Origin of the sequence: Serratia sp. B501 (assembly GCF_051172315.1) — a bacterium.
Lineage (GTDB): Bacteria > Pseudomonadota > Gammaproteobacteria > Enterobacterales > Enterobacteriaceae > Serratia > Serratia ureilytica.
In genome coordinates, this window is sequence record NZ_JBPIZB010000006.1 from 148,950 (window position 1) to 170,027 (window position 21,078).

The window sequence follows — 21,078 nt, forward strand, 5'->3', positions numbered from 1 at the left end:
CAATGATACCTGTCGTCGCGCTGGTCGGGCGCCCGAATGTGGGTAAATCCACCTTGTTCAACCGTTTAACCCATACGCGTGATGCGCTGGTGGCGGATTTCCCGGGGCTGACGCGTGACCGCAAGTATGGTCGTGCTGAAATCGAAGGCAATGAATTTATCATCGTCGATACCGGCGGCATCGACGGCACCGAAGACGGCGTCGAAACGCGCATGGCCGGTCAGTCGCTGCTGGCGATCGAAGAAGCGGACATCGTGCTGTTCATGGTCGACGCCCGCGCCGGCCTGATGCCGGCGGATCAGGGCATCGCCCAGCACCTGCGCAGCCGCCAGAAGGCGACCTTCCTGGTGGCCAACAAGACCGACGGTCTGGATCCGGACACCGCCACCGCCGATTTCTACTCGCTCGGTCTGGGGGAAGTGTTCGCTATCGCCGCTTCTCACGGCCGCGGCGTGACCCAACTGATTGAACACGTGCTGGTGCCGTTCGTGCCGGAAAAACCGGAAGACGTCGAGTTGACCGAGGAAGAGGCCAACGCCGCTTACTGGGCCGAGCAAAACGGCGAAACGCTGGAAGGCGAAGAAGACGAAGAGCCGGAAGAAGCGTTCAATCCGCAGGATCTGCCGATCAAACTGGCGATCGTCGGCCGCCCGAACGTAGGTAAGTCTACGCTCACTAACCGTATCCTCGGCGAGGAGCGCGTGGTGGTGTACGACATGCCGGGCACCACCCGCGACAGCATCTACATTCCGATGGTGCGCGACGAACGCGAATACGTGCTGATCGACACCGCCGGGGTGCGCAAACGCGGCAAGGTGACCGAAACCGTCGAGAAATTCTCGGTGATCAAGACACTGCAGGCGATTGAAGACGCCAACGTCGTGCTGCTGGTGATTGACGCGCGTGAAGGCATCTCCGATCAGGACCTCTCGCTGCTCGGCTTTATCCTCAATAGTGGGCGCTCACTGGTGATTGCGGTCAACAAGTGGGACGGCATGAGCGAAGAAGATCGCGAGCACGTGAAAGAGATGCTCGATCTGCGTCTGGGCTTCGTCGACTTCGCGCGTGTGCACTTTATTTCCGCCCTGCACGGCAGCGGCGTCGGCAACCTGTTCGAATCGGTGCAGGAAGCCTACGAGTGCGCAACCCGTCGCGTAAACACCTCGATGCTGACCAAAATCATGCAGATGGCGGTTGACGATCACCAGCCGCCGTTGGTGCGCGGCCGCCGCGTGAAGCTGAAATACGCCCACGCCGGCGGTTACAACCCGCCGATCGTGGTGATCCACGGCAACCAGGTCAGCGATCTGGCCGATTCGTACAAGCGCTACCTGATGAACTACTTCCGTCGCTCGCTGAACGTGATGGGGACGCCGATCCGCATCCAGTTCAAAGAGGGCGACAACCCGTTCGCCGGCAAACGCAACCTGCTGACGCCGACCCAGATGCGTAAGCGCAAACGCCTGATGAGCCACCTGAAAAAGAGCAAGTAATCGCTCATGAGGGGCGCGGCAGTGATGCCGCGCCCCTTTTTTATTGGCCCGAAATCGTTTTATTATCTGAAGATTACCTCGCCTGTCTGAAGGAACACCATGTCCTGGGAAACCTGGAGTTTTGCGTTCGACGTCACCGTGCCGAATCTGCTGATGATGCTGCTGGGGATCCTGTTGCGCCATTGGCGCCTGATGGATGACCGCTTCGTCGATGGCGCGACCCGCCTGGTGTTCAATCTGGCGCTGCCGTGCCTGCTGTTTTTCAGCATTGCCACCAACCATCCGCAGCTGCTCGGCAATCTGCCGCTGGTGCTGTTCGGCGCGGTCGGCACGCTGGCGACCTTCCTGCTGCTGGAGCTGGCGGCCAGGTGGGTGGTGAAAGAACCACGTGAGCGCGGGGTGTTCGTACAGGGCGGCTTTCGCGCCAACACCGCCATCGTCGGTCTTGCCTACGCCATGACCGCCTACGGCAGCGAAGGCATTGCGCTCGCCTCGCTGTACCTGACGGTGACCGTGATCCTGTTCAACATACTGTCGGTCATCACCCTCACGCGCAGCCTGCAGGGCGGGCAGGGCAAGAAAATCAGCCACCTGTCGCTGCTGCGCAGCATTGTCACCAATCCGCTGATCATCGGCCTGGTGTGCGGGCTGCTGTATGCGCAAACCGGGCTGGGCATCCCGACCGTGATCCGCCAGACCGGCAGCTATATCTCCGCGCTGTCGCTGCCGTTGGCGCTGCTGTGCACCGGCGCCAGCCTGGATTTCCGCGCCATGTTCCGCTCGTCCAACGTGGCGGCGCTGTCGTCGGCGGCCAAGCTGTTTCTGGTGCCGTTCCTGATGACGCTGGCCGGCTGGCTGTGCGGGTTTCAGGGGGCGGCGCTGGGCATTATCTTCCTGTTTTCCGCCACGCCGACCGCTTCGGGCAGCTATGTGATGACGCGCGCTATGGGCGGCAACGCCACGCTGGCGGCCAACATTATCGCTATCACCACCGTCGGGTCGTTCTTCACCACCGCGTTGGGGATCTATTTCTTGCGCTCATGGGGCGCGATTTAACCTGGGAGCCGTTATGGATGCGCATTGTCCGCACTGTCGTCAGACCATGAATTGGGTAGCGGGTCACTACCATTGTGCCGCTTGTCAGCGCGATTATCGGCAGCTGGCGAGCTGCCCGGAGTGCGGGCAGCCGCTGCAAGAGTTGAAGGCCTGCGGGGCGGTGGATTACCTGTGCCAGAACGGGCACGGGCTGATCTCCAAAAAACGGGTGAATTTCAGCTATCAGCCGCTGTAAGCCCTCACTCATCCACCTGACCGGTTTTCCACAAATCCACCAGCGCCTGCGGCGCGCTGCTTTCCGGGATTAACAGCACGATCTCGGTGCTCAGGGTGGGGCTGGTGTAGTTGATCTGTACGCGGTAGTAGCGCTGGTCGCCGCAGCCGGGGGAGTTGGGTTGGCCCTCTTCCTGGGCGTACGGCAGCGTCTGATTCAGCAACTGATTCAGGCGCTGCCGTTGCTCCGGCGTGATATCGGCCAGCGCAATGCGGCGCTGGCCCGCCAGTTTGGGAATGTAGGCGAAGCCTCCCTCGCGCGCCAGCTCAATGACCGTATCCTGATTGAGCGTCGGCAGCGGTTTCATTACTCCACCCCCACCTGATGCCAGGCCTGTTGCACCTTGTCCGCCACGCTTTGATCGAAACGCGCCTGCGCGTGTTTCACCGTGGCGCGGGCGAAGGTGGCGAAGTCGGCGTTTTGCGGCAGCGCTTTGTCGCACACCGTGTCATACCAGACGTAGCCGGCTTTTTCCCAGGCGAAGCCGCCCAGCGCGGTTGCCGCCAGGTAGAACGCGCGGTTGGGAATGCCGGAGTTGAGGTGCACGCCGCCGTTGTCTTCCTTGGTCTGGATGTAATCCTTCATGCTGGCGGGCTGCGGGTCTTTGCCCAGCAGCGGGTCGTCGTAGGCGGTGCCGGGCGCTGACATCGAGCGCAGCCCTTTGCCTTTGATGCCCTTGGCGAGAAGACCGGCGCCGATCAGCCAGTCGGCTTTATCGGCGGTTTGCTGCAGGTGGAATTGCTTGACCAACGAACCGAACACGTCAGACAGCGATTCGTTGAGCGCGCCGGACTGCTGGTAGTAGATCAGCCCGGCCTCGCTCTCGGTCACGCCGTGCGTCAGCTCGTGGCCGACCACGTCGATGGCGATGGTGAAACGGTTGAAGATCTCGCCGTCGCCGTCGCCGAACACCATCTGCTGGCCGTTCCAGAAAGCGTTCTGGTACTCCTTGCCGTAGTGCACGCTGCCGACCAGCGGCAGCCCTTTATTATCCAGCGAATTGCGCCGGTAGGCTTGCCAGAAGAAATCGTAGGTGACGCCGAGATAGTCGTAGGCCTCGTCCACCGCCACGTCGTGGTTGCTGGGCTGGCCCTCCTTGCGCACCTGTTTGCCGGGCAGTTGGGTGCCGTTCTGGGCGTCGTAGATATCGCGGAGCGCTTCGCCGGCTCGGGCGTTTTTCTCGGTCGGTGAACGCAGCGGCTTGTTGCCGAGCAGGCTTTGCACGTGGTTCAGGGTGTGCAGCGCGCAGTCGCGCTGCGGGGCGTTACCGTGTTCAATAATGCGGCGCAGCATGTAGGGAGGAATGACGGAACGCATGCGCTGGGCTGGCATAGTGGCTCTCCTTAGGCAAAAAATTTACCTCATCGAATGAATGCACTGAGCCTAAGTGTAGTCTACTCGTCATAAAGCCTGTGGTTATGCGTGCTCACCGCCGGGGTGGTCTTGTGGGGACTGATGCGCCGCACCGAGGCGCGTACCGCCAACCGGCCATGCAGCAGCAGGTTGCACGGCGGCGCGTCGGCGCGCAGCATGCGCCGCTGCAGCAGCTGGATCGCCTCGTAGCCCAGCTCATCGCGCGGCACCTGTACCGAGGTCAGCGGCACGTCGTGTATTTCCGCCAGGTTGAAGCCATCGGTACTCATCACCGATACGTCGCCCGGTACGCTCAGCCCCAGCTTGTTGAGCGCTTTGACCGCCCCGACCGCCATGTAATCGCCGCCGGCCAGGATCGCCGTCGGCAGCGGGGCGCGGTTCAGGTAGGTGCTCAGCGCCTGTTCGGCCTCTTCGCTGCCGAAGCCGGAAGTGGTCACCAGATGGCGGCCGTCGTCGAACGGCAGATGATGCCGCGCGTAGGCCTGCCGGATGCCCGCCAGCCGCAGCTCCATGGTGTGGCGGCGCAGACACTGCAGGTTGAGGATATGGCTGTGCCCCTGCTGGAACAGATAGCTGGCGGAATAGTCGCCAATCAGCTGATGATCCGGCGAGACGCTGTCCAGCCGCATCTGCCGATCGGTGCAGTTGATCAGCACGCAGGGCTTGGGCAGATCGGCCGCCAGGGTATGGATGTGTTCGTCGTCGATGCCGATGATCAGCGCCGCTTCGGTGTGCGGATCGCTCATTTTTTCCAGAAACAGCGCGCCGTCGCTGTGCTGCTCTTCCAGGCCGCAGTAACGGATGCGCACCTCGTGCTGCATCAGTGCGGCGGCGATGCCCTGAATGACCTTGTAGTAGAAGATATCGGTGCGCACGTCGAACGCGCGCTGCGGCGCGAACACCATCACGTTGTTCAACATCAGTCGGCCGCTGGAAATGCCCTGTAGAATGCCGTTTTGCTGCGCGCATTCCAGCACCTTGCGGCGCGCTTCGGCGCTGGTGTTGGCCTTGCCCGCCAGCACGCGGGAAACGGTGCTGATCGACAGCCCGGTTTGGCGGGCGATCTCCTGGATTTTCAGCTTTCCGTTCATTTTGTGATCTCCTTCAAATTCGTCCATGAGAATATTTTCACTGCGGCTTTTCAGCACCTTGACTGGATCCTGTGGCCATTATGACTATTTTTTCGCCCATTCGTGAAAATCTTTGCAAAAAACCCCGTTTCGCTGTGCGTGATCGCTGAGTAGTCTGCATTGGTACACCAATTTTAACGACTTGTCAGTCCAATTTTAACGGTGTGCAAAGAAGAAAACAAAAAATAAATCATGGGGTTGTGATGGACTGCCGGTCTGTTATGCGGGCGTTGGCCTGTGTTCACCGTCCCCTTTTGATAGCGCAACGTACCCTACCAATGCGCGCGTCGCTGTCATGGGCGGCCGCGGGGAGAGAACCGATGAGTGTGGAGATCAATCAGACGGTCGCGCAGAGCGGCCGGCGCAAGTTCAAATCGCTACGCTGGTGGATGCTGGCGCTGTTCTTGTTGGGCGTCACGGTCAACTACATTACCCGCAACTCGCTGGGCATTCTGGCGCCGGAACTGAAAACCAGCCTGAACATGAGCACTGAGCAATATGCCTGGGTGGTGGCGTCGTTCCAGTTGGCTTATACGGTATTTCAGCCGATCTGCGGCTGGCTGATCGACGTTATCGGCCTGAAGATGGGCTTTCTGATCTGCGCGGGCATTTGGGCGGTGGTATGCATGCTGCACGCCGGCGCCGGCAGTTGGCTGCAACTGGCCATTTTGCGCTTCTTCATGGGGGGCGCGGAGGCGGCGGCCACTCCGGCCAACGCCAAGGCGATCTCCGACTGGTTCCCGAAGAAGGAGCGGCCGATCGCCGCCGGCTGGGCGGGCGTCGGTTTCTCCATCGGCGCCATGCTGGCGCCGCCGATCATCGTCATCGCCCACGTCTCCTTCGGCTGGCAGGGCGCGTTCCTGTTCTCCGGCGGGCTGGCGCTGATCTGGGTAGTGCTGTGGTGGCTGTTCTACCACTCGCCCCAGCAGCACCCGAACCTCAGCCAACAAGAGCTGGATCTGATCCGTGAAGACAACGAGCCGGTGCTGCCGAAGCTGCCGTTCTTCACTTCACTGGCCAGCCTGTGCAAGAACAAGAAATTCTATGGCATCGCCATCCCGGCCTTTCTCGCCGAGCCGGCCTGGGCGGTCTTCAGTTTCTGGGTGCCGCTGTACCTGGCCACCGAACGCGGCATGGATCTGAAGCAGATCGCGATGTTTGCCTGGTTGCCGTTCCTGGCGGCGGATATCGGCAGCGTCGCCAGCGGCTATCTTACCACTCTATACCGCAAATGGTTCGGCTGTAGCCGCGTCAACTCGGTGGTCGCCAGCTCGGTGACCGGCGCTTTCCTGATGGTGTCGCTGGCGTTCGTGGCGATCACCCAAGATCCCTATGTGGCGATCGCGCTGATCTCGATCGGCGGATTCGGCCATCAGGTGATCTCCTGCATGCTCAGCGCCCTGGTGGTGGAATCGTTCGATAAGAACCAAATGGCGACGGTCAACGGCATGCGCGGCTCCAGCGCCTGGATCGCCAGCTTCCTGTTCACGCTCCTGATCGGCGCGGTATCCGACACCATCGGCTTTAACCCGCTGTTTATCGCGATGGGCTTCTTCGATTTGATCGGCGCCCTGTTCCTGATTGCCCTGATTGCCGAGCGCGGCGGTAAGAAAACCCCTTCACACAGCTAAGTGGAATATTTATGAAAACGTTGAAAAATTGGACGCTGGCGGCGCAGCATGCCGACCACGTCGAGCTGCTGGTCGATGAACGCCACCGTTTCTGCCTGTACGTGCTGGAAGACGGTCTGTTCCGCGTGTTGATCAAACGTGAGGGCGGGCTGGCGCTGGATCGCACCTGGAGCATTGCGCCGCAGGAGGATGTGCCCTGGGAGGGGCGAGATCGGCTCAGCGTCGCCGGTTTCAACCTGCCGGGCTATCAGCTGCGCCGGGAGGGCGATCGGCTGGTGGTCAGCACGCCGCTGCTGCGCGTGACGGTGCATCAGCCGCTGTGGCTGGCGTGGGAGTATTGCAATGCCGCCGGCGAGTGGCGGCCGCTGGCGGCGGATCGGCCGACCAGCGCCTACCTGCTCAACGCGCACGGCGACGGCGTGGCGCATTACCAGCGGCGTTTCGCCGATGAGCGCTATTACGGCCTGGGGGAGAAGGCCGGCGATCTGGAACGCACCGGCCGCCGCTTCGAGATGCGCAACCTGGACGCGATGGGCTACAACGCCGCCAGCACCGATCCGCTGTACAAGCACATTCCGTTTACCATCACCCGCGGGCCGGAGGCGAGCTTCGGCCTGTTCTACGACAACCTGAGCAGTTGCTGGCTGGATCTGGGCAACGAGATCGACAACTACCATACGGCCTACCGCCGCTATCAGGCCGAAGCGGGCGATCTGGATTACTACCTGTTCCTCGGCCCCCGGGTGCTGGACGTCACCAAGGCGTTCGTGCGCCTGACCGGCCGCACCCACTTCGGGCCGAAGTGGAGCCTGGGCTACAGCGGTTCGACCATGCACTACACCGACGCGCCGGACGCCCAGCAGCAGCTGCAACAGTTCATTGCGCTGTGCCGCCAACATGCCATCCCCTGCGACTCTTTCCAGCTGTCGTCGGGCTACACCTCGATCAACAACAAACGCTACGTGTTTAACTGGAACTATGACAAGGTGCCGCAGCCCAGGCTGCTCAGCCAGGCGTTTCACGACGCCGGCCTCAAGCTGGCGGCCAACATCAAGCCGTGCCTGCTGCAGGATCATCCGCAGTATCAAGAGGTGGCGGCGCAGGGGCTGTTTATCCGCGATTCGCAAAGCGACGTGCCGGAACGCTCCAGCTTCTGGGACGACGAAGGATCGCACCTCGACTTCACCAATCCGGCGACGGTGCGCTGGTGGCAGCAGGGCGTCACGCAGCAGCTGCTGGAGATGGGCATCGATTCGACCTGGAACGACAACAACGAATACGAAGTGTGGGACGGTGAAGCGCGCTGCCACGGCTTCGGGCGGCCGATCGCCATCAAACATCTCCGCCCGGTGATGCCGCTGCTGATGATGCGCGCCTCGATGGAGGCCCAGTTGCGCTTTGCGCCGCAGCGGCGGCCGTACCTGATCTCGCGCTCCGGCTGCGCCGGCATGCAGCGCTACGTGCAGACCTGGAGCGGCGATAATCGCACCAGCTGGCAGACGCTGCGCTACAACATTCGCATGGGGTTGGGCATGAGCCTGTCCGGGTTGTATAACCTCGGCCACGACGTCGGTGGCTTCTCCGGTGACAAACCGGACGCGGAGCTGCTGGTGCGCTGGGTACAAAACGGCGTGATGCACCCGCGTTTCACCATCCACTCCTGGAATGACGACGCCACGGTCAACGAACCCTGGATGTACCCGGCCGCCACCCCGGCGGTGCGCGAGGCGATCAACCTGCGTTACCGGCTGCTGCCGTATTTCTACACTCTGCTGTGGCAGGCCTGCGCCGACGACGAGCCGATGCTGCGCCCGACTTTTCTCGATCACGAACAGGATGCGCGCACCTTTGGCGAAAACGACGATTTTCTGATCGGCCGCGATCTGCTGGTGGCCAGCGTGGTGGAGCCGGGGCAGCGTCGCCGTTCGGTGTATCTGCCGGATAACGGCGAAGGCTGGTACTGCTTCTACAGCGGCCAGTGGTTCGGCGGCGGCCAGACGGTGACGCTGGCGGCGCCGTTGGAGCGTCTGCCGCTGCTGGTGCGCGCCGGGGCGGCGCTGCCGCTGTCGCAGCGGTTGGCGCATGTGGACGTGGCCGCCGACGATCGGCGCGAGCTGCGGCTGTTTCCGCTCAAGGGCGGCGGGGTGAGCGGCGGGCTGCTGTTTGAGGACGACGGCGAAAGCGACGGCTGGCGGCAGGGCGATGCGCTGTGGCTGCGCTGGGAAATGCGCTGCGACCCTCAGCGCATCATGCTGGATATCACGACGGAAGGGCATTTCCGCCCGGCCTGGCGCACGCTGACGCTCAGCCTGCCGGAAGGCGAAACGCGCGCGCTGTGGGTGAACGGTGAACCCGGCGAGCGTTTTACGCTGGAGTAGGGCTTACTCGGCCGCGCGCTTCTTGCGCGGCTTTTTGGCGACGGTGATGGTTTTCACCTCGCTTTCCACCCAGCCATCCTGCAGGCGGGTTTTCAGCAGTTCGCCGACCTGCGCCTGTTTGGTGGTTTTCAGCAGCTCGCCGCGCGGAGTTTGCGTCACGCTGTAGCCGCGCGCCAGCGTCGCCAGCGGGCTGACGGTCTCCAGCTGGCTGCAGGCCACGCCGAAACGCTGGCGGTAGGCGTTGAGCTGGCGCTCCATCGCCTGCTGCAGACGGTATTCCTGCTGCTGCACGCGCTGTTGGTAGCGGTGAATGCGGCCCTGCGGCTGCACCTGCGCCAGCCGCTGCTGGACGCGTTCGCTGCGGCGGGCGGCCAGGCGCAGCTGCTGCTGCATGCCGTCTTCCATTCGGCGCTGCAGCTTGAACAGCAGCGTCTGCTGGCGCGCCAGGCGCAGATGCGGATGCTGCTGCTGTAAACGGTGATGAATGCGGGTGAACTGCTGCTGACGCTGCGCCAGGTAGTAATCCATCGCCATCTCCAGCCGCTGCTGCTGCGACTGCAGCTGGCGCAACAGCTCGAGCTGATTGCGGCTCACCAGTTCGGCGGCGGCGGAAGGGGTCGGCGCCCGCAGGTCGGCGACGAAGTCGGCGATGGTGACGTCGGTTTCATGGCCGACGGCGCTGACGATCGGAATCCGGCTGGCGAAGATCGCTCGTGCCACGCGTTCGTCGTTGAAGCTCCACAGATCCTCCAGCGAACCGCCGCCGCGGCCGACGATCAGCACGTCGCATTCATCGCGGCGGTTGGCGGTCTCAATGGCGCGCACGATCTGCATCGGCGCTTCCGCGCCCTGCACCGAGGTGGGGTAGATGACGATCGGCAGCGACGGATCGCGCCGCTGCAACACCTGCAGGATATCGTGCAGCGCCGCGCCGCTGGCGGAGGTGATCACCCCGACGCGTTTGGCCGGCGCGGGCAGCGGCTGCTTGAACTGCTGATCGAACAGCCCTTCAGCGCTCAGGCGCTGTTTCAACTGCTCGAACTGTTGCTGCAGCAGGCCGTCGCCGGCGGGCTGCATGCTCTCGGCGATCAGCTGGTAGTCGCCGCGCGGTTCATACAGCGTGATGCTGGCGCGTACCAAGACCTGCTGGCCGTTTTGCGGCCGGAAGGTGACGCGGCGATTGCTGTTGCGGAACATCGCGCAGCGCACCTGGGCGCGGTCGTCTTTCAGCGTGAAATACCAGTGGCCGGAGGCGGGCTGGGAGAGGTTGGAGATCTCGGCGGAGAGCCAAATCTGCCCCATTTCCATTTCCAGCAGTTGGCGAACCGTCTGATTCAGGCGGCTTACGGTAAAAATGGAAGGCGAAACAGGTAGCGACATGTGACCCAGATCAAATTTCAAAACAATCACTTAATTGGTCGATACTACATGGCTGAAAAAGGTAATCAAGACTTTTTGTAAGAAAGTGCTGGAGGCAACCGATTCCGCTCTGTATAATGCCGCGGCAATATTTTATCTTTTTCACAGCCCACCCTGGTGAGATATTGCCCATGCTACGTATCGCTAAAGAAGCTCTGACGTTTGACGACGTCCTCCTGGTTCCAGCCCACTCCACGGTTCTGCCTAACACCGCAGAGCTCGGCACTCAACTGACCAAAACCATCCGCCTGAACATCCCTATGCTGTCCGCAGCCATGGATACCGTTACCGAATCCGGCCTGGCCATCGCGCTGGCGCAGGAAGGCGGCCTGGGCTTCATCCACAAAAACATGTCCATCGAGCGCCAGGCTGAAGAAGTCAGCCGCGTGAAAAAACATGAAAGCGGCGTAGTCACCGACCCGCAGACCGTTACCCCGGCCACCACGCTGCAAGAAGTGAAAGAGCTGACCGCGCGCAACGGCTTCGCCGGTTATCCGGTCGTCACCGAAGACAACGAGCTGGTCGGCATCATCACCGGCCGCGACGTGCGCTTCGTGACCGATCTGACTCAGCCGGTGACTGCGGTGATGACGCCGAAAGATCGCCTGGTCACCGTGAAAGAAGGTGAAGCGCGCGACGTGGTGCTGCAGAAGATGCACGAAAAGCGCGTAGAAAAAGCGCTGGTGGTGGACGACAGCTTCCACCTGCTGGGCATGATCACCGTTAAAGACTTCCAAAAAGCGGAACGTAAGCCGAACGCCTGTAAAGACGAACACGGCCGTCTGCGCGTGGGCGCGGCGGTCGGCGCCGGCGCCGGCAACGAAGAGCGCGTTGATGCGCTGGTGGCGGCAGGCGTTGACGTCCTGTTGATCGACTCCTCGCACGGCCACTCCGAAGGCGTGTTGCAGCGCATCCGCGAAACCCGCGCCAAATACCCGGATCTGCAGATCGTCGGCGGCAACGTCGCGACCGCGGCGGGCGCCAAAGCGCTGGCTGAAGCCGGCGTGAGCGCGGTGAAAGTGGGTATCGGCCCTGGCTCCATCTGCACCACCCGCATCGTGACCGGCGTGGGCGTACCGCAGATCACCGCCATCGCCGACGCGGTGGAAGCGCTGGAAGGCACCGGCATTCCGGTTATCGCCGACGGCGGCATCCGCTTCTCCGGCGACATCGCCAAAGCGATCGCCGCGGGTGCCTCTTGCGTGATGGTCGGCTCCATGCTGGCGGGCACCGAAGAATCCCCGGGCGAAATCGAGCTGTATCAGGGCCGTTCGTTCAAATCTTACCGCGGCATGGGCTCGCTGGGCGCGATGTCCAAAGGCTCTTCCGACCGTTACTTCCAGACCGATAACGCCGCCGACAAACTGGTGCCGGAAGGTATCGAAGGCCGCGTCGCCTATAAAGGCATGCTGAAAGCCATCGTGCACCAGCAGATGGGCGGCCTGCGCTCCTGCATGGGCCTGACCGGCTGCGCCACCATCGACGATCTGCGCACCAAGGCGGAGTTCGTGCGCATCAGCGGCGCCGGCATTCAGGAAAGCCACGTGCACGACGTGACCATCACCAAAGAGTCGCCGAACTACCGCATGGGCTGATGCCTTAACCTCTCCTGAGTGAGAGGCCGGGGTGGGGCGCCAAGCCCCATCCCGAAACACACATTTTCGCTCTTTTTCTCTTGTTGCTGGAATTCGCCTCAATGACACAAAATATCCATAAGCATCGCATCCTCATACTGGACTTCGGTTCGCAATACACCCAACTGGTCGCCCGCCGCGTGCGCGAAATCGGCGTTTACTGCGAACTGTGGGCCTGGGACGTTAGCGAAGAGCAGATCCGCGAATTCAACCCAAGCGGCATCATCCTGTCCGGCGGCCCGGAAAGCACCACCGAAGCCGGCAGCCCGCGCGCTCCTGACTACGTGTTCAACGCCGGCGTGCCGGTGCTGGGCGTGTGCTACGGCATGCAGACCATGGCGATGCAGCTGGGTGGCCATGTGCAGGGCTCCAACGAACGCGAGTTCGGCTACGCGCAGGTGGAAATCGTCAACGAGAGCGCGCTGCTGCGCGACATCGAAGACGCCATCAGCCCGGCCGGCAAACCGCTGCTGGACGTGTGGATGAGCCACGGCGACAAAGTGACCGCGATCCCGTCCGACTTCGTGACCGTCGCCAGCACCGACACCTGCCCGTTCGCCATTATGGCCAACGAAGAAAAACGCTTCTACGGCGTGCAGTTCCACCCGGAAGTGACCCACACCCGTCAGGGCCAGCGCATGCTGGAGCGTTTCGTACTGGACATCTGCCAGTGTGAAGCCCTGTGGACCCCGGCCACCATCATCGAAGATGCGGTTGAGCGCATCCGCGAGCAGGTGGGTGAGGACCACGTGATCCTCGGCCTGTCCGGTGGCGTTGACTCCTCCGTGACCGCGATGCTGCTGCACCGCGCCATCGGCAAGCGTCTGACCTGCGTGTTCGTCGACAACGGCCTGCTGCGCTTGAACGAAGCCAAGCAGGTGATGGAAATGTTCGGCGACCACTTCGGCCTGAACATCGTGCACGTCGAGGCGGAAAACCGCTTCCTGACCGCGCTGGCAGGCGTCGACGAACCGGAAGCCAAGCGTAAAATCATCGGCCGCGTGTTCGTTGAAGTGTTCGACGAAGAAGCCTGCAAGCAAGAGCAGGTGAAATGGCTGGCGCAGGGCACCATCTATCCGGACGTAATTGAATCCGCCGCTTCCGCCACCGGCAAAGCGCACGTGATCAAGTCGCACCACAACGTGGGCGGCCTGCCGAAAGAGATGAAGCTGGGCCTGGTCGAGCCGCTGAAAGAGCTGTTCAAAGACGAAGTGCGCAAAATTGGCCTGGAACTGGGCCTGCCGTACGACATGCTGTACCGTCACCCGTTCCCGGGCCCGGGTCTGGGCGTGCGCGTGCTGGGCGAAGTGAAGAAAGAGTACTGCGATCTGCTGCGCCGCGCCGACGCCATCTTCATCGAAGAGCTGCACAAAGCCGACCTGTACAACAAAGTCAGCCAGGCGTTCACCGTGTTCTTGCCGGTGCGTTCGGTCGGCGTGATGGGCGACGGCCGCAAATACGACTGGGTAGTCTCCCTGCGTGCGGTGGAAACCATCGACTTCATGACCGCGCACTGGGCGCATCTGCCGTATGACTTCCTCGGCCGCGTCTCCAACCGCATCATCAACGAAGTGAACGGCATCTCCCGCGTGGTGTACGACATCAGCGGCAAGCCGCCGGCGACGATTGAGTGGGAATGATGAACAGCTAATTACTGACTATCAGTGATTATTTAAAAACCCCCGTTGCGGCTTTGCCACTCGGGGGTTTTCTCTTTCTGACTATGGCGGGAAGCGTTCTATGCCAGACGGTGTTGCGCGATGTCTCGGCGTACAGCGCGATCTCAGGCTCCGCGCCTACAGACTTTTCTGTTGTGAGGCGTATGCCCCTCGCTTCTGCGCAGCGTCTTTTAGCCAATCCAAAAGATGGCGCACCGCCGGCCGCATTCCTCGATGACCTAAATGAACCGCATGAAGCACGCCGGGTGGCAGGGCGGCACCGAACTCGAGAGTGATAAGGCGTCCTGTGGCAATTTCTTGCTCTACATATATTCGCGGAATGATTGTCATACCCATGCCTGCAAGCACCGCATCGCAGAGCATAGGCATACTGTCAACAATCAGGAGTGGGCGAATTGCGATCTCTCTCATCTTGCCCCCCGCATCCGCGATCTCCCAGCGGCTTTCACCGGCGATACCGCTCCATGCTAGCGTCGGGATGCATTGAAGCGTTTCGTCGAGGGTCGCTTTCACCGCTCGTGCCCATCGAGGATGCGCTACGATGACTCTATCAACCTGCAATAGCGGGACGCGGACAAAGTCGAGTGGATAGTCAAAACGCGACCGTCCGCGAATGACGAAATCGAATCCTTCGTGTCGAATATCCACGTCGCGGTTTGTGACGTCGATCTGGATCCGCACATGCGGTGTGGCTGCTAAATATTGCTGGATCGCCTCGCCGACATAGAGTTCCAGTATCGAAGGTGGCACCGAGATACGAACCAGACCGCGCGGCTCGCGCTGTCGATCTTCCACCATCGCCACCGCCTCATCGAGCTGGCCGAGAATGTCGGAACATCTCTCGAACAAGAGCTGCCCTGATTCAGTTAGCCTAAAACTCTGGCTGCTGCGCTCAATGAGCCGCGTCCCCAATTCGTCTTCCAGAGTGGAAATATGGCGGCTGAGGGTCGCCCGCGCTTGTCCGGTTTCCCGGTGCGCCGCTGAATAACCCTGCGCTTTTGCCACGTCAAAAAAGGTCCTCAGCGCATTTAGGTCTCGCATTGTTTGCCTCTTCGTCAAAAGCTGCTCTATGTATCAAATATGGAACGATGTCGTCAATAATAACATCATTTTGGCTATCGCGTTCCAACAATTTAACAGGCAGACTGGTGATCCGTTCATTTGTTGGGATGTAAATCATGAAAACGAAGGTGCTTGTGGCCGACCGATACGGTCAGGCAGATGTGTTGCAGATCGTCGAGCAGGAATTGGCCGCTCTGGCGCCGGGCCATGCTCGGATCGCGGTCAAGGCAGCGGGTATCAACCCTGTCGATGCTCGCAAGATGACGGGCGAGGTTAAATTCGGCCCGCTCCCGCAACGTTTCGGCATTGAGTTCGCAGGCACCGTCGTCGAGCTGCCTTCGAATGCGGAAGGTTGGTCGGTGGGGGCGGAGGTGCTGGGCTCAGCCGGGGGCTTCTTCGCCCACGCGACAATCATCGACGTTGCGCTTGAAAACCTTATCAAGCGCCCGTCTGCGGTCGACTGGGGGGTTGCCGGTTCGATGGCGGTTACGGCCCAGACTGCCGTGACACTGATCCAGGAGTTCGGCGACATCCGCACTCTGTTGGTGCACGGCGGCGCCGGCGGTGTCGGTACGGCATTGGTGCAGCTCGCGCATGCGAAGGGCATCAAGGTCGTGGCGACCGCATCGGAGGCCAACCATGACTATCTCCGTTCTCTCGGTGTCACGCCTGTCGCTTATGGTCCCGGTCTCGCCGAACGCATCCAGGCGGTCCATCCCGAGCGGTTCGATGCCGCGGCTATCCTGAGCGGTACTGAGGAAGCCACGCATGCGTCGCTCGCCACGGTGAAACCGGACGGCGACATTGTTTCGATCACGGGCATTCCGGCTCCATCAGAGCGGGTTCGCGCCGCGGTCAGCAAGCGCAGTTCAGCCAACCTGCAAGACGTCGTGGATCGCGTCGCTGACGGTCGCATCAAGTGGGAGGTTAGCCAGGCTTATCCCTTCGAAAAGGTGCACGAAGGCTTTGCCGACTTGCTGGCGGGTCACACGCGCGGCAAACGCGTGTTGATCTTCTGATTCGGTGCATCAGAAGCGGAATAAAAAAACACCTGACATTCAAAGACCGCTTCGCGAAAACGTTGTCGATCGGCATCAACCGAGCAGACGACGTTTAACCGCGAGGACGTTAAATCCTTAGGAAAGACATTTATGAAGCTACTGCAAGTTGATTCGAGCATTACTGGTGAACAATCAGTAACGCGATTGCTTACCCACTCCATTGTGCAGGCTCTCATTCGCGCTAATTCCGCCGTGACGGTGATTCATCGGGATCTCGTTGAAACGCCGCTGCAGCATCTGGAGCTGAGCGCGTTGGGCGGAGCCTCCGAAGCGGCGGCGGGATCCGTTGCCGCCCTGGACGAATTTCTCGATGCAGATATCGTGGTGGTCGGCGCGCCTATGTATAACTTTACCCTCTCAAGCCAATTGAAAGCATGGGTCGATCGATTGGTTATTCAGGGAAAAACCTTTCGCTATTCGGAGGGGGCGTGGAGGGATTAGCTGGCCCGAAACGGGTGATCGTCGCCGTTGCTCGCGGAGGGTTTTACGGTTCGGGAAGTCCGTTTGCCGCTAACGAGCACGTAGAAACGTATCTGCGCAGTATTTTTCGTTTCATTGGCGTCGAGCCGGAGTTTATTGTTGCGGAGGGGATCGCGGTGAGTCCCGAATACCGAGCAACAGCCATATCATCCGCAGAGAAAGCGATTGCCGTGCTTGCCGGGTGATGTTGGTTCAATGCCGTCGCGGCAGGCTTGAACGCGCGTCCATGCGAGTGTGACGCGAACGGATTGCATCAGAGGGAGCGATGTTCTCTGTTGGTGCCTGGCGATCCGTAAGCGGACGAGTTTTATCCATGAAGTAATGAAAACCGTTCCGCCGCTGCGCAGTCTAGAAAGCCAAGCCCGCATGACGCGGGCTTTTTTATGCCCGATGGTTGGCGCCGTATACCGTAGACGGCCTTCGAAAGGATGACTCGGCTGATAGATGATAGATGGCCGAATGGAGAGGATAGCCCACACGGAGCCGCCTGCGCTTTGCTTACGGCTTGCCTCAGTTTCATTTCCGTTATCCGTATCGACTTTGCTCTATCCGCAGAACGGCATTCTGTGCAACCACGCGCACTTCGCCGGTGCGATGATGTCGTCGGATAACGGGGCTTTATTCACCGTATCCGCCGGGCCGCGGCATTAAAATTAATTGCCGTATTGAGGCGCGTCGACTCATCGGCATCGGGCGATGGCGTAGCTAATTAATCCTCTGCGAAAATTAAAGGACTCCGTGCGCCCTTTTATGGGATTTTTCTGAAAGACTTGGTCTGACGAATAAATATATCAGAAGGATGCGGTGAATTAGTCTATTTCTTATTTTATAAATCTTTCTTTCTGTTTTTATTGGGGAAATCAGCGGTTTCATTGTTTTTAATAACCCTTCTCAAGGACGAGATCTACGTTTTATCGGCATTCATTGCTTGGAATTGAAATTCTAATTATATGATTTTTCTTATCTTTTGATTATTGTCGTAACATAAAGTGCGAACTGTGTAATTATCTGGCATTTGATATTTTCTAAGCTATCTACATAGGCTACTCTAAATGTAAGGGTATTAAAATGCACCGCCGAGAGGGAGGCAAACGATTTATCAACGGATGCCAGGACATGCTTTCTTTTGACTGCTTAGTTGCACAACGTCAGGATGGATATTGGTCAAGATGAAAGAGACAGGAAAAGCCTTCACCAGGGAAAAGTTTTATAAGAATTATACCAATAACGTCACAAGGAGGATGTCTACCCAAAAAGAAGTATCTCTTTGTCAATCAACTATAAAAGGTTCATCGTTTTTCACATTCTAATCCTAATTGCATGATTGCGGCAGCGCTTTGTTTTTCATTTTAATGGATAAAAGCCCAATGAGCAGGTTGTCTGAGGGTGGGTTTTGTTAGGGCATGGATGTCATTATGAGTTACCAGCATAGTATTGTGGTCGAGCTAGTTAATTTGATCGAGATGAATATACAGCATGATCTCTCGATAGAAAAGTTATCGGATTTGTCTGGTTATTCGAAATGGCACTTGCAAAGAATGTTTCAGCGTTATACGGGAATGAAAATAGCGACGTATATCAGAAATAGGCGTCTGAGCAAGTCTGCCGTCATGCTCAAACAGTCGGATTTAAAAGTATTGGAAGTGGCTACTGCTATCGGCTTTAGCTCCCAGCAGGCTTTTAGCCGCGCCTTTCAACGCTTTTTCGGTGAAAGCCCAAAGGACTTTAGAACGAGCCAGGAATGGGACTTTTCCAAACATCTCCCTCCCTTTTTAATACAAAATCCGTCAGCATATCATTTTATCGAAATGCCCAAGAACATATACCTGCTTAAGGGATATAAGTTTTTTCTCTATCATTCGATGAATGCTTCCAGCTCTGGAGGAGAGGAACGACAGAAATACGGCAGCCGCACAGGGAAAAATACCGATACGTCAATGCGCACGGTAAAGTTGGCCTCATCCGGTTGGGAAGTAACGCTCAGCAAAGGGTACTACGAGACACGCAATCTGACGTTGATAAGAGGGCAGTATTTGTTGTTCGAGTTTAACGGCAGGTTGAACGAATACCTGGTTTTTTTTGACAGCATCTATGACGCCTATCTTCCTTTACTTGGCGTGCGAATAAGAAACGGCTTTTTAATTGAGTTGCATAAAGAAAAGAATTTTCAATACGCGGAAATTAACGTCAAGGTGTTGATTTATATTGGCAAGTCTTGACGCTATTCGGGCAGTAAAACAGAGGGATTATCCCAAGGAAAAGGAGGTGCTTATCAGGGTGATCAATTAGCGCTCGGGCTGTTGCCGTTTTTATCTCTATCTATTTTAATTTTAAAAGGAAGTCAGTTATGACTAGTTCTAGTTTGAACACGTTCCCTGTGGGCTATGAGTATGTCAATTTTGTTAATTGGTCAAAAGAAATCTCCGGCAATCATATTCTGACCTGCTATCCACAAAATACGGATGAGCTCTTGGCCGTAATTAACTGGGCGCATGAGAATAAATATTGCGTGCGTCCGGTTGGCATCAAGCACAACTGGTCCCCGCTCGTTATTGCAAACGGGGAGGATAATAGCAATGTCGTGCTGATCGACCTCACCAGAAAATTCAAAAACATCTCAATCAATAAAGTGGGAGAGCATGGATACGTCACCGCGCAAACGGGGGTGACAATGCAGGCTTTGCTCACTGAATTAGAAAAAAAGAAACTCGGCTTTTACGCGACGCCGGCGCCTGGCGATCTGACCCTGGGCGGCGTGCTCGCCATCGGCGGCCATGGAACCTGCATCCCGGCAAAAGATGAGCCTCTGGCTGAGTTTGCCAGTTTTGGTTCCGTGAGCAATAGCGTGGTGTCGCTAAAAGCTGTCGTCTGGGATCAGGCGCGGTCGAAGTATGAATTAAAGGAGTTTACGCGTGATAATGCGGAGAGCTCGGCATTCCTGGTGCATGTCGGCCGGGCTTTTATCAGCGAAGTGACGCTGCAGGTGCCGCGCAACCGGCGTTTACGCTGTCAAAGTTATGTTAATGTCACCGCGGCGGATCTTTTTTCCACTGCGAGCACGACAAAAAATACCTTCAGCCATTTCTTGGATCTGTGCGGGCGCGTTGAAGTCATCTGGTTCCCGTTCACGGAAAAACCATGGCTGAAAGTGTGGAAGCAAGAAGACAGCTTCCCAAAAGTGTCAAAACCGGTTAATGGTCCATTTAACTATCCGTTCTCGGATAATTTGCCGGTTAAAATTTCCGATATCATTAAAAAAATCAATAATGGCCACCCGGAGCTGACCCCGACACTCGGCAAGGCGCAGATGGAGTTGGTCAGCATTGGTTTAGGGGCCACCGTGTCGGCGGATCTGTGGGGGTGGAGCAAGGATCTGCTGTTGTATGTGAAGCCGACAACGCTGCGCGTGACGGCCAATGGTTACGCGATAATCACCAAGCGGAGCAATATTCAAAACGTATTGCACGATTTCACGAAAAAATATGAAGAAATGGTGGCCGATTACCAGCGCAAGAATTCATTTCCGATGAATGGCCCGATTGAAATTCGCGTCACCGGATTGGACAGTGCAAAAGAGAGCGCGGTGGCCAATGCCATTGCTCCCGATCTTTCGGCTATTCGTCCCGTTGAATCCCATCCGGAATGGGATGTCGCGATCTGGTTGGATATTCTGACCATGCCCGATACGCCGGATGCCAATAAATTCTACAGTGAAATGGAAAAATGGATTTTTAGCCACTATGCGGGCGACTATGCGACGGTTCGCGTAGAGTGGAGTAAAGGCTGGGGTTATACCTCACAGGCAGCGTGGCAGGATAAAACCGTACTTGAAGAAAACATTCCGCGTAGCTTTAATGCCGGGGCAGGGAACAATGACAGTTGGAATCATGCCTGCAACGTGCTGAATAAGTACGATCCGCACAACGTGTTCTCCTCTCCATTGACCAAAGCGGTTTTCAAACAGAAGAGTTAGTGAGTGCGTAATTGAAATAACCACCTGATTGGGCAGGTGGTTAGCATCATTAACCTTTCAGAGGGAGCCGCTTGTTTTCAAGCACCCCATTCTTTCTCGTAATGATATTCGATACGGCTTGCATCCCCACCCAGCAGGGAGCCTACGGCTGCAACGCTTTTAAATGCCGCATAGCCAAGCGAGTCCGCGACATTATGAACGGCGCCCAAGCCAAAACCGATCGCGTTGAACCCTTGGCCTACGGAAGAGATCAATCGGGTATTAAGCGCATCATTGGCCAATTTTACGGTATCAATGATAACATCGCCGGCAAATCCTGATACAAAGCTTGCCGTATCGGAAATAATCCCCGCACCAGAAACGATTTCGATCTCTGCAGTATTTAGCTCTTTCATAGTAAATCCTTTCAACTTTATCCCTATGCCTCAGGAACG

General features: G+C 58.3%; 16 protein-coding genes and 1 pseudogene. 11 read left to right on the forward strand and 6 right to left on the reverse strand.

The genetic code is table 11. The features are described from left to right. Positions 1-2: 2 nt before the first annotated feature. The 3 genes from der to ACSBQV_RS18435 all read left to right on the forward strand — a co-directional run bounded on the left by der (position 3) and on the right by ACSBQV_RS18435 (position 2,784). Positions 3-1,493, forward strand: coding sequence for a ribosome biogenesis GTPase Der (gene der / locus ACSBQV_RS18425; protein ID WP_004941442.1), 1,491 nt, complete (start codon positions 3-5; stop codon positions 1,491-1,493). A gap of 99 nt (positions 1,494-1,592) precedes the next feature. Then, positions 1,593-2,549, forward strand: a complete 957-nt coding sequence (locus tag ACSBQV_RS18430; protein WP_033651565.1) for an AEC family transporter — start codon at positions 1,593-1,595, stop codon at positions 2,547-2,549. Positions 2,550-2,562: 13 nt separating this feature from the next. Then, positions 2,563-2,784: a zinc ribbon domain-containing protein gene (locus ACSBQV_RS18435; RefSeq protein ID WP_004941446.1), complete on the forward strand. Its 222-nt coding sequence runs from the start codon at positions 2,563-2,565 to the stop codon at positions 2,782-2,784. A gap of 4 nt (positions 2,785-2,788) precedes the next feature. Here the strand turns inward: ACSBQV_RS18435 and ACSBQV_RS18440 are convergent, their stop codons facing one another. The 3 genes from ACSBQV_RS18440 to ACSBQV_RS18450 all read right to left on the reverse strand — a co-directional run bounded on the left by ACSBQV_RS18440 (position 2,789) and on the right by ACSBQV_RS18450 (position 5,288). Beyond that, positions 2,789-3,130, reverse strand: coding sequence for a protealysin inhibitor emfourin (locus tag ACSBQV_RS18440; protein ID WP_016929750.1), 342 nt, complete (start codon positions 3,128-3,130; stop codon positions 2,789-2,791). Then, the gene (locus ACSBQV_RS18445) at positions 3,130-4,155 is read right to left on the reverse strand and encodes a M4 family metallopeptidase (RefSeq protein WP_046687648.1); all 1,026 of its coding nucleotides are present in this window, start codon (positions 4,153-4,155) and stop codon (positions 3,130-3,132) included. The genes ACSBQV_RS18440 and ACSBQV_RS18445 overlap by 1 nt, the downstream gene beginning before the upstream one ends. Before the next feature lie 62 nt (positions 4,156-4,217). Continuing rightward, positions 4,218-5,288, reverse strand: a complete 1,071-nt coding sequence (locus tag ACSBQV_RS18450; protein WP_033651630.1) for a LacI family DNA-binding transcriptional regulator — start codon at positions 5,286-5,288, stop codon at positions 4,218-4,220. A 359-nt stretch (positions 5,289-5,647) separates the two neighbouring features. On the opposite strand from ACSBQV_RS18450, the gene ACSBQV_RS18455 reads away from it, so the two are divergent. Then, positions 5,648-6,958 carry an MFS transporter gene (locus ACSBQV_RS18455; protein ID WP_074055535.1) on the forward strand — a complete coding sequence of 437 codons (1,311 nt, stop codon included), beginning with the start codon at positions 5,648-5,650 and terminating at the stop codon, positions 6,956-6,958. Positions 6,959-6,969: 11 nt separating this feature from the next. Then, the gene (locus tag ACSBQV_RS18460; RefSeq protein WP_193160478.1) at positions 6,970-9,336 is read left to right on the forward strand and encodes a TIM-barrel domain-containing protein; all 2,367 of its coding nucleotides are present in this window, start codon (positions 6,970-6,972) and stop codon (positions 9,334-9,336) included. Between the two features lie 3 nt (positions 9,337-9,339). Here ACSBQV_RS18460 and xseA read toward each other — a convergent pair whose 3' ends face one another. Beyond that, positions 9,340-10,716, reverse strand: a complete 1,377-nt coding sequence (xseA, locus tag ACSBQV_RS18465) for an exodeoxyribonuclease VII large subunit (protein ID WP_033644342.1) — start codon at positions 10,714-10,716, stop codon at positions 9,340-9,342. A gap of 170 nt (positions 10,717-10,886) precedes the next feature. Between xseA and guaB the strand changes: the two genes are divergently transcribed. Together guaB and guaA are read left to right on the forward strand one after the other, a co-directional pair. Further along, on the forward strand, positions 10,887-12,350 hold the full coding sequence (gene guaB, locus ACSBQV_RS18470) for an IMP dehydrogenase (protein WP_004941460.1): 1,464 nt from the start codon (positions 10,887-10,889) through the stop codon (positions 12,348-12,350). Positions 12,351-12,451: 101 nt separating this feature from the next. After that, complete coding sequence (gene guaA, locus ACSBQV_RS18475) at positions 12,452-14,029, forward strand: glutamine-hydrolyzing GMP synthase (RefSeq protein WP_099782397.1); 1,578 nt, start codon at positions 12,452-12,454, stop codon at positions 14,027-14,029. A 156-nt stretch (positions 14,030-14,185) separates the two neighbouring features. On the opposite strand, the gene ACSBQV_RS18480 is transcribed toward guaA, so the two are convergent. Then, entirely contained in the window at positions 14,186-15,109 is a 924-nt protein-coding gene (locus ACSBQV_RS18480; RefSeq protein WP_099782398.1) for a LysR family transcriptional regulator, read from the reverse strand. Positions 15,110-15,246: 137 nt separating this feature from the next. Here ACSBQV_RS18480 and ACSBQV_RS18485 point away from each other — a divergent pair, with 137 nt between their 5' ends. The 4 genes and pseudogenes from ACSBQV_RS18485 to ACSBQV_RS18500 all read left to right on the forward strand — a co-directional run bounded on the left by ACSBQV_RS18485 (position 15,247) and on the right by ACSBQV_RS18500 (position 20,644). After that, positions 15,247-16,149, forward strand: coding sequence for an NADP-dependent oxidoreductase (locus tag ACSBQV_RS18485; protein WP_099782399.1), 903 nt, complete (start codon positions 15,247-15,249; stop codon positions 16,147-16,149). 132 nt (positions 16,150-16,281) lie between these two features. Next, positions 16,282-16,856: pseudogene (locus tag ACSBQV_RS18490) on the forward strand (FMN-dependent NADH-azoreductase). Positions 16,857-18,086: 1,230 nt separating this feature from the next. After that, positions 18,087-18,890 (forward strand): helix-turn-helix domain-containing protein, encoded by an 804-nt coding sequence (locus tag ACSBQV_RS18495; protein WP_033644341.1) that lies wholly within the window; start codon positions 18,087-18,089, stop codon positions 18,888-18,890. 128 nt (positions 18,891-19,018) lie between these two features. Next, positions 19,019-20,644 (forward strand): cholesterol oxidase substrate-binding domain-containing protein, encoded by a 1,626-nt coding sequence (locus ACSBQV_RS18500; protein ID WP_042785207.1) that lies wholly within the window; start codon positions 19,019-19,021, stop codon positions 20,642-20,644. 77 nt (positions 20,645-20,721) lie between these two features. Here the strand turns inward: ACSBQV_RS18500 and ACSBQV_RS18505 are convergent, their stop codons facing one another. Further along, a complete protein-coding gene (locus tag ACSBQV_RS18505) occupies positions 20,722-21,039 on the reverse strand; it encodes a hypothetical protein (protein WP_079007635.1) in 318 nt (105 codons plus the stop codon). Positions 21,040-21,078 lie beyond the last annotated feature (39 nt).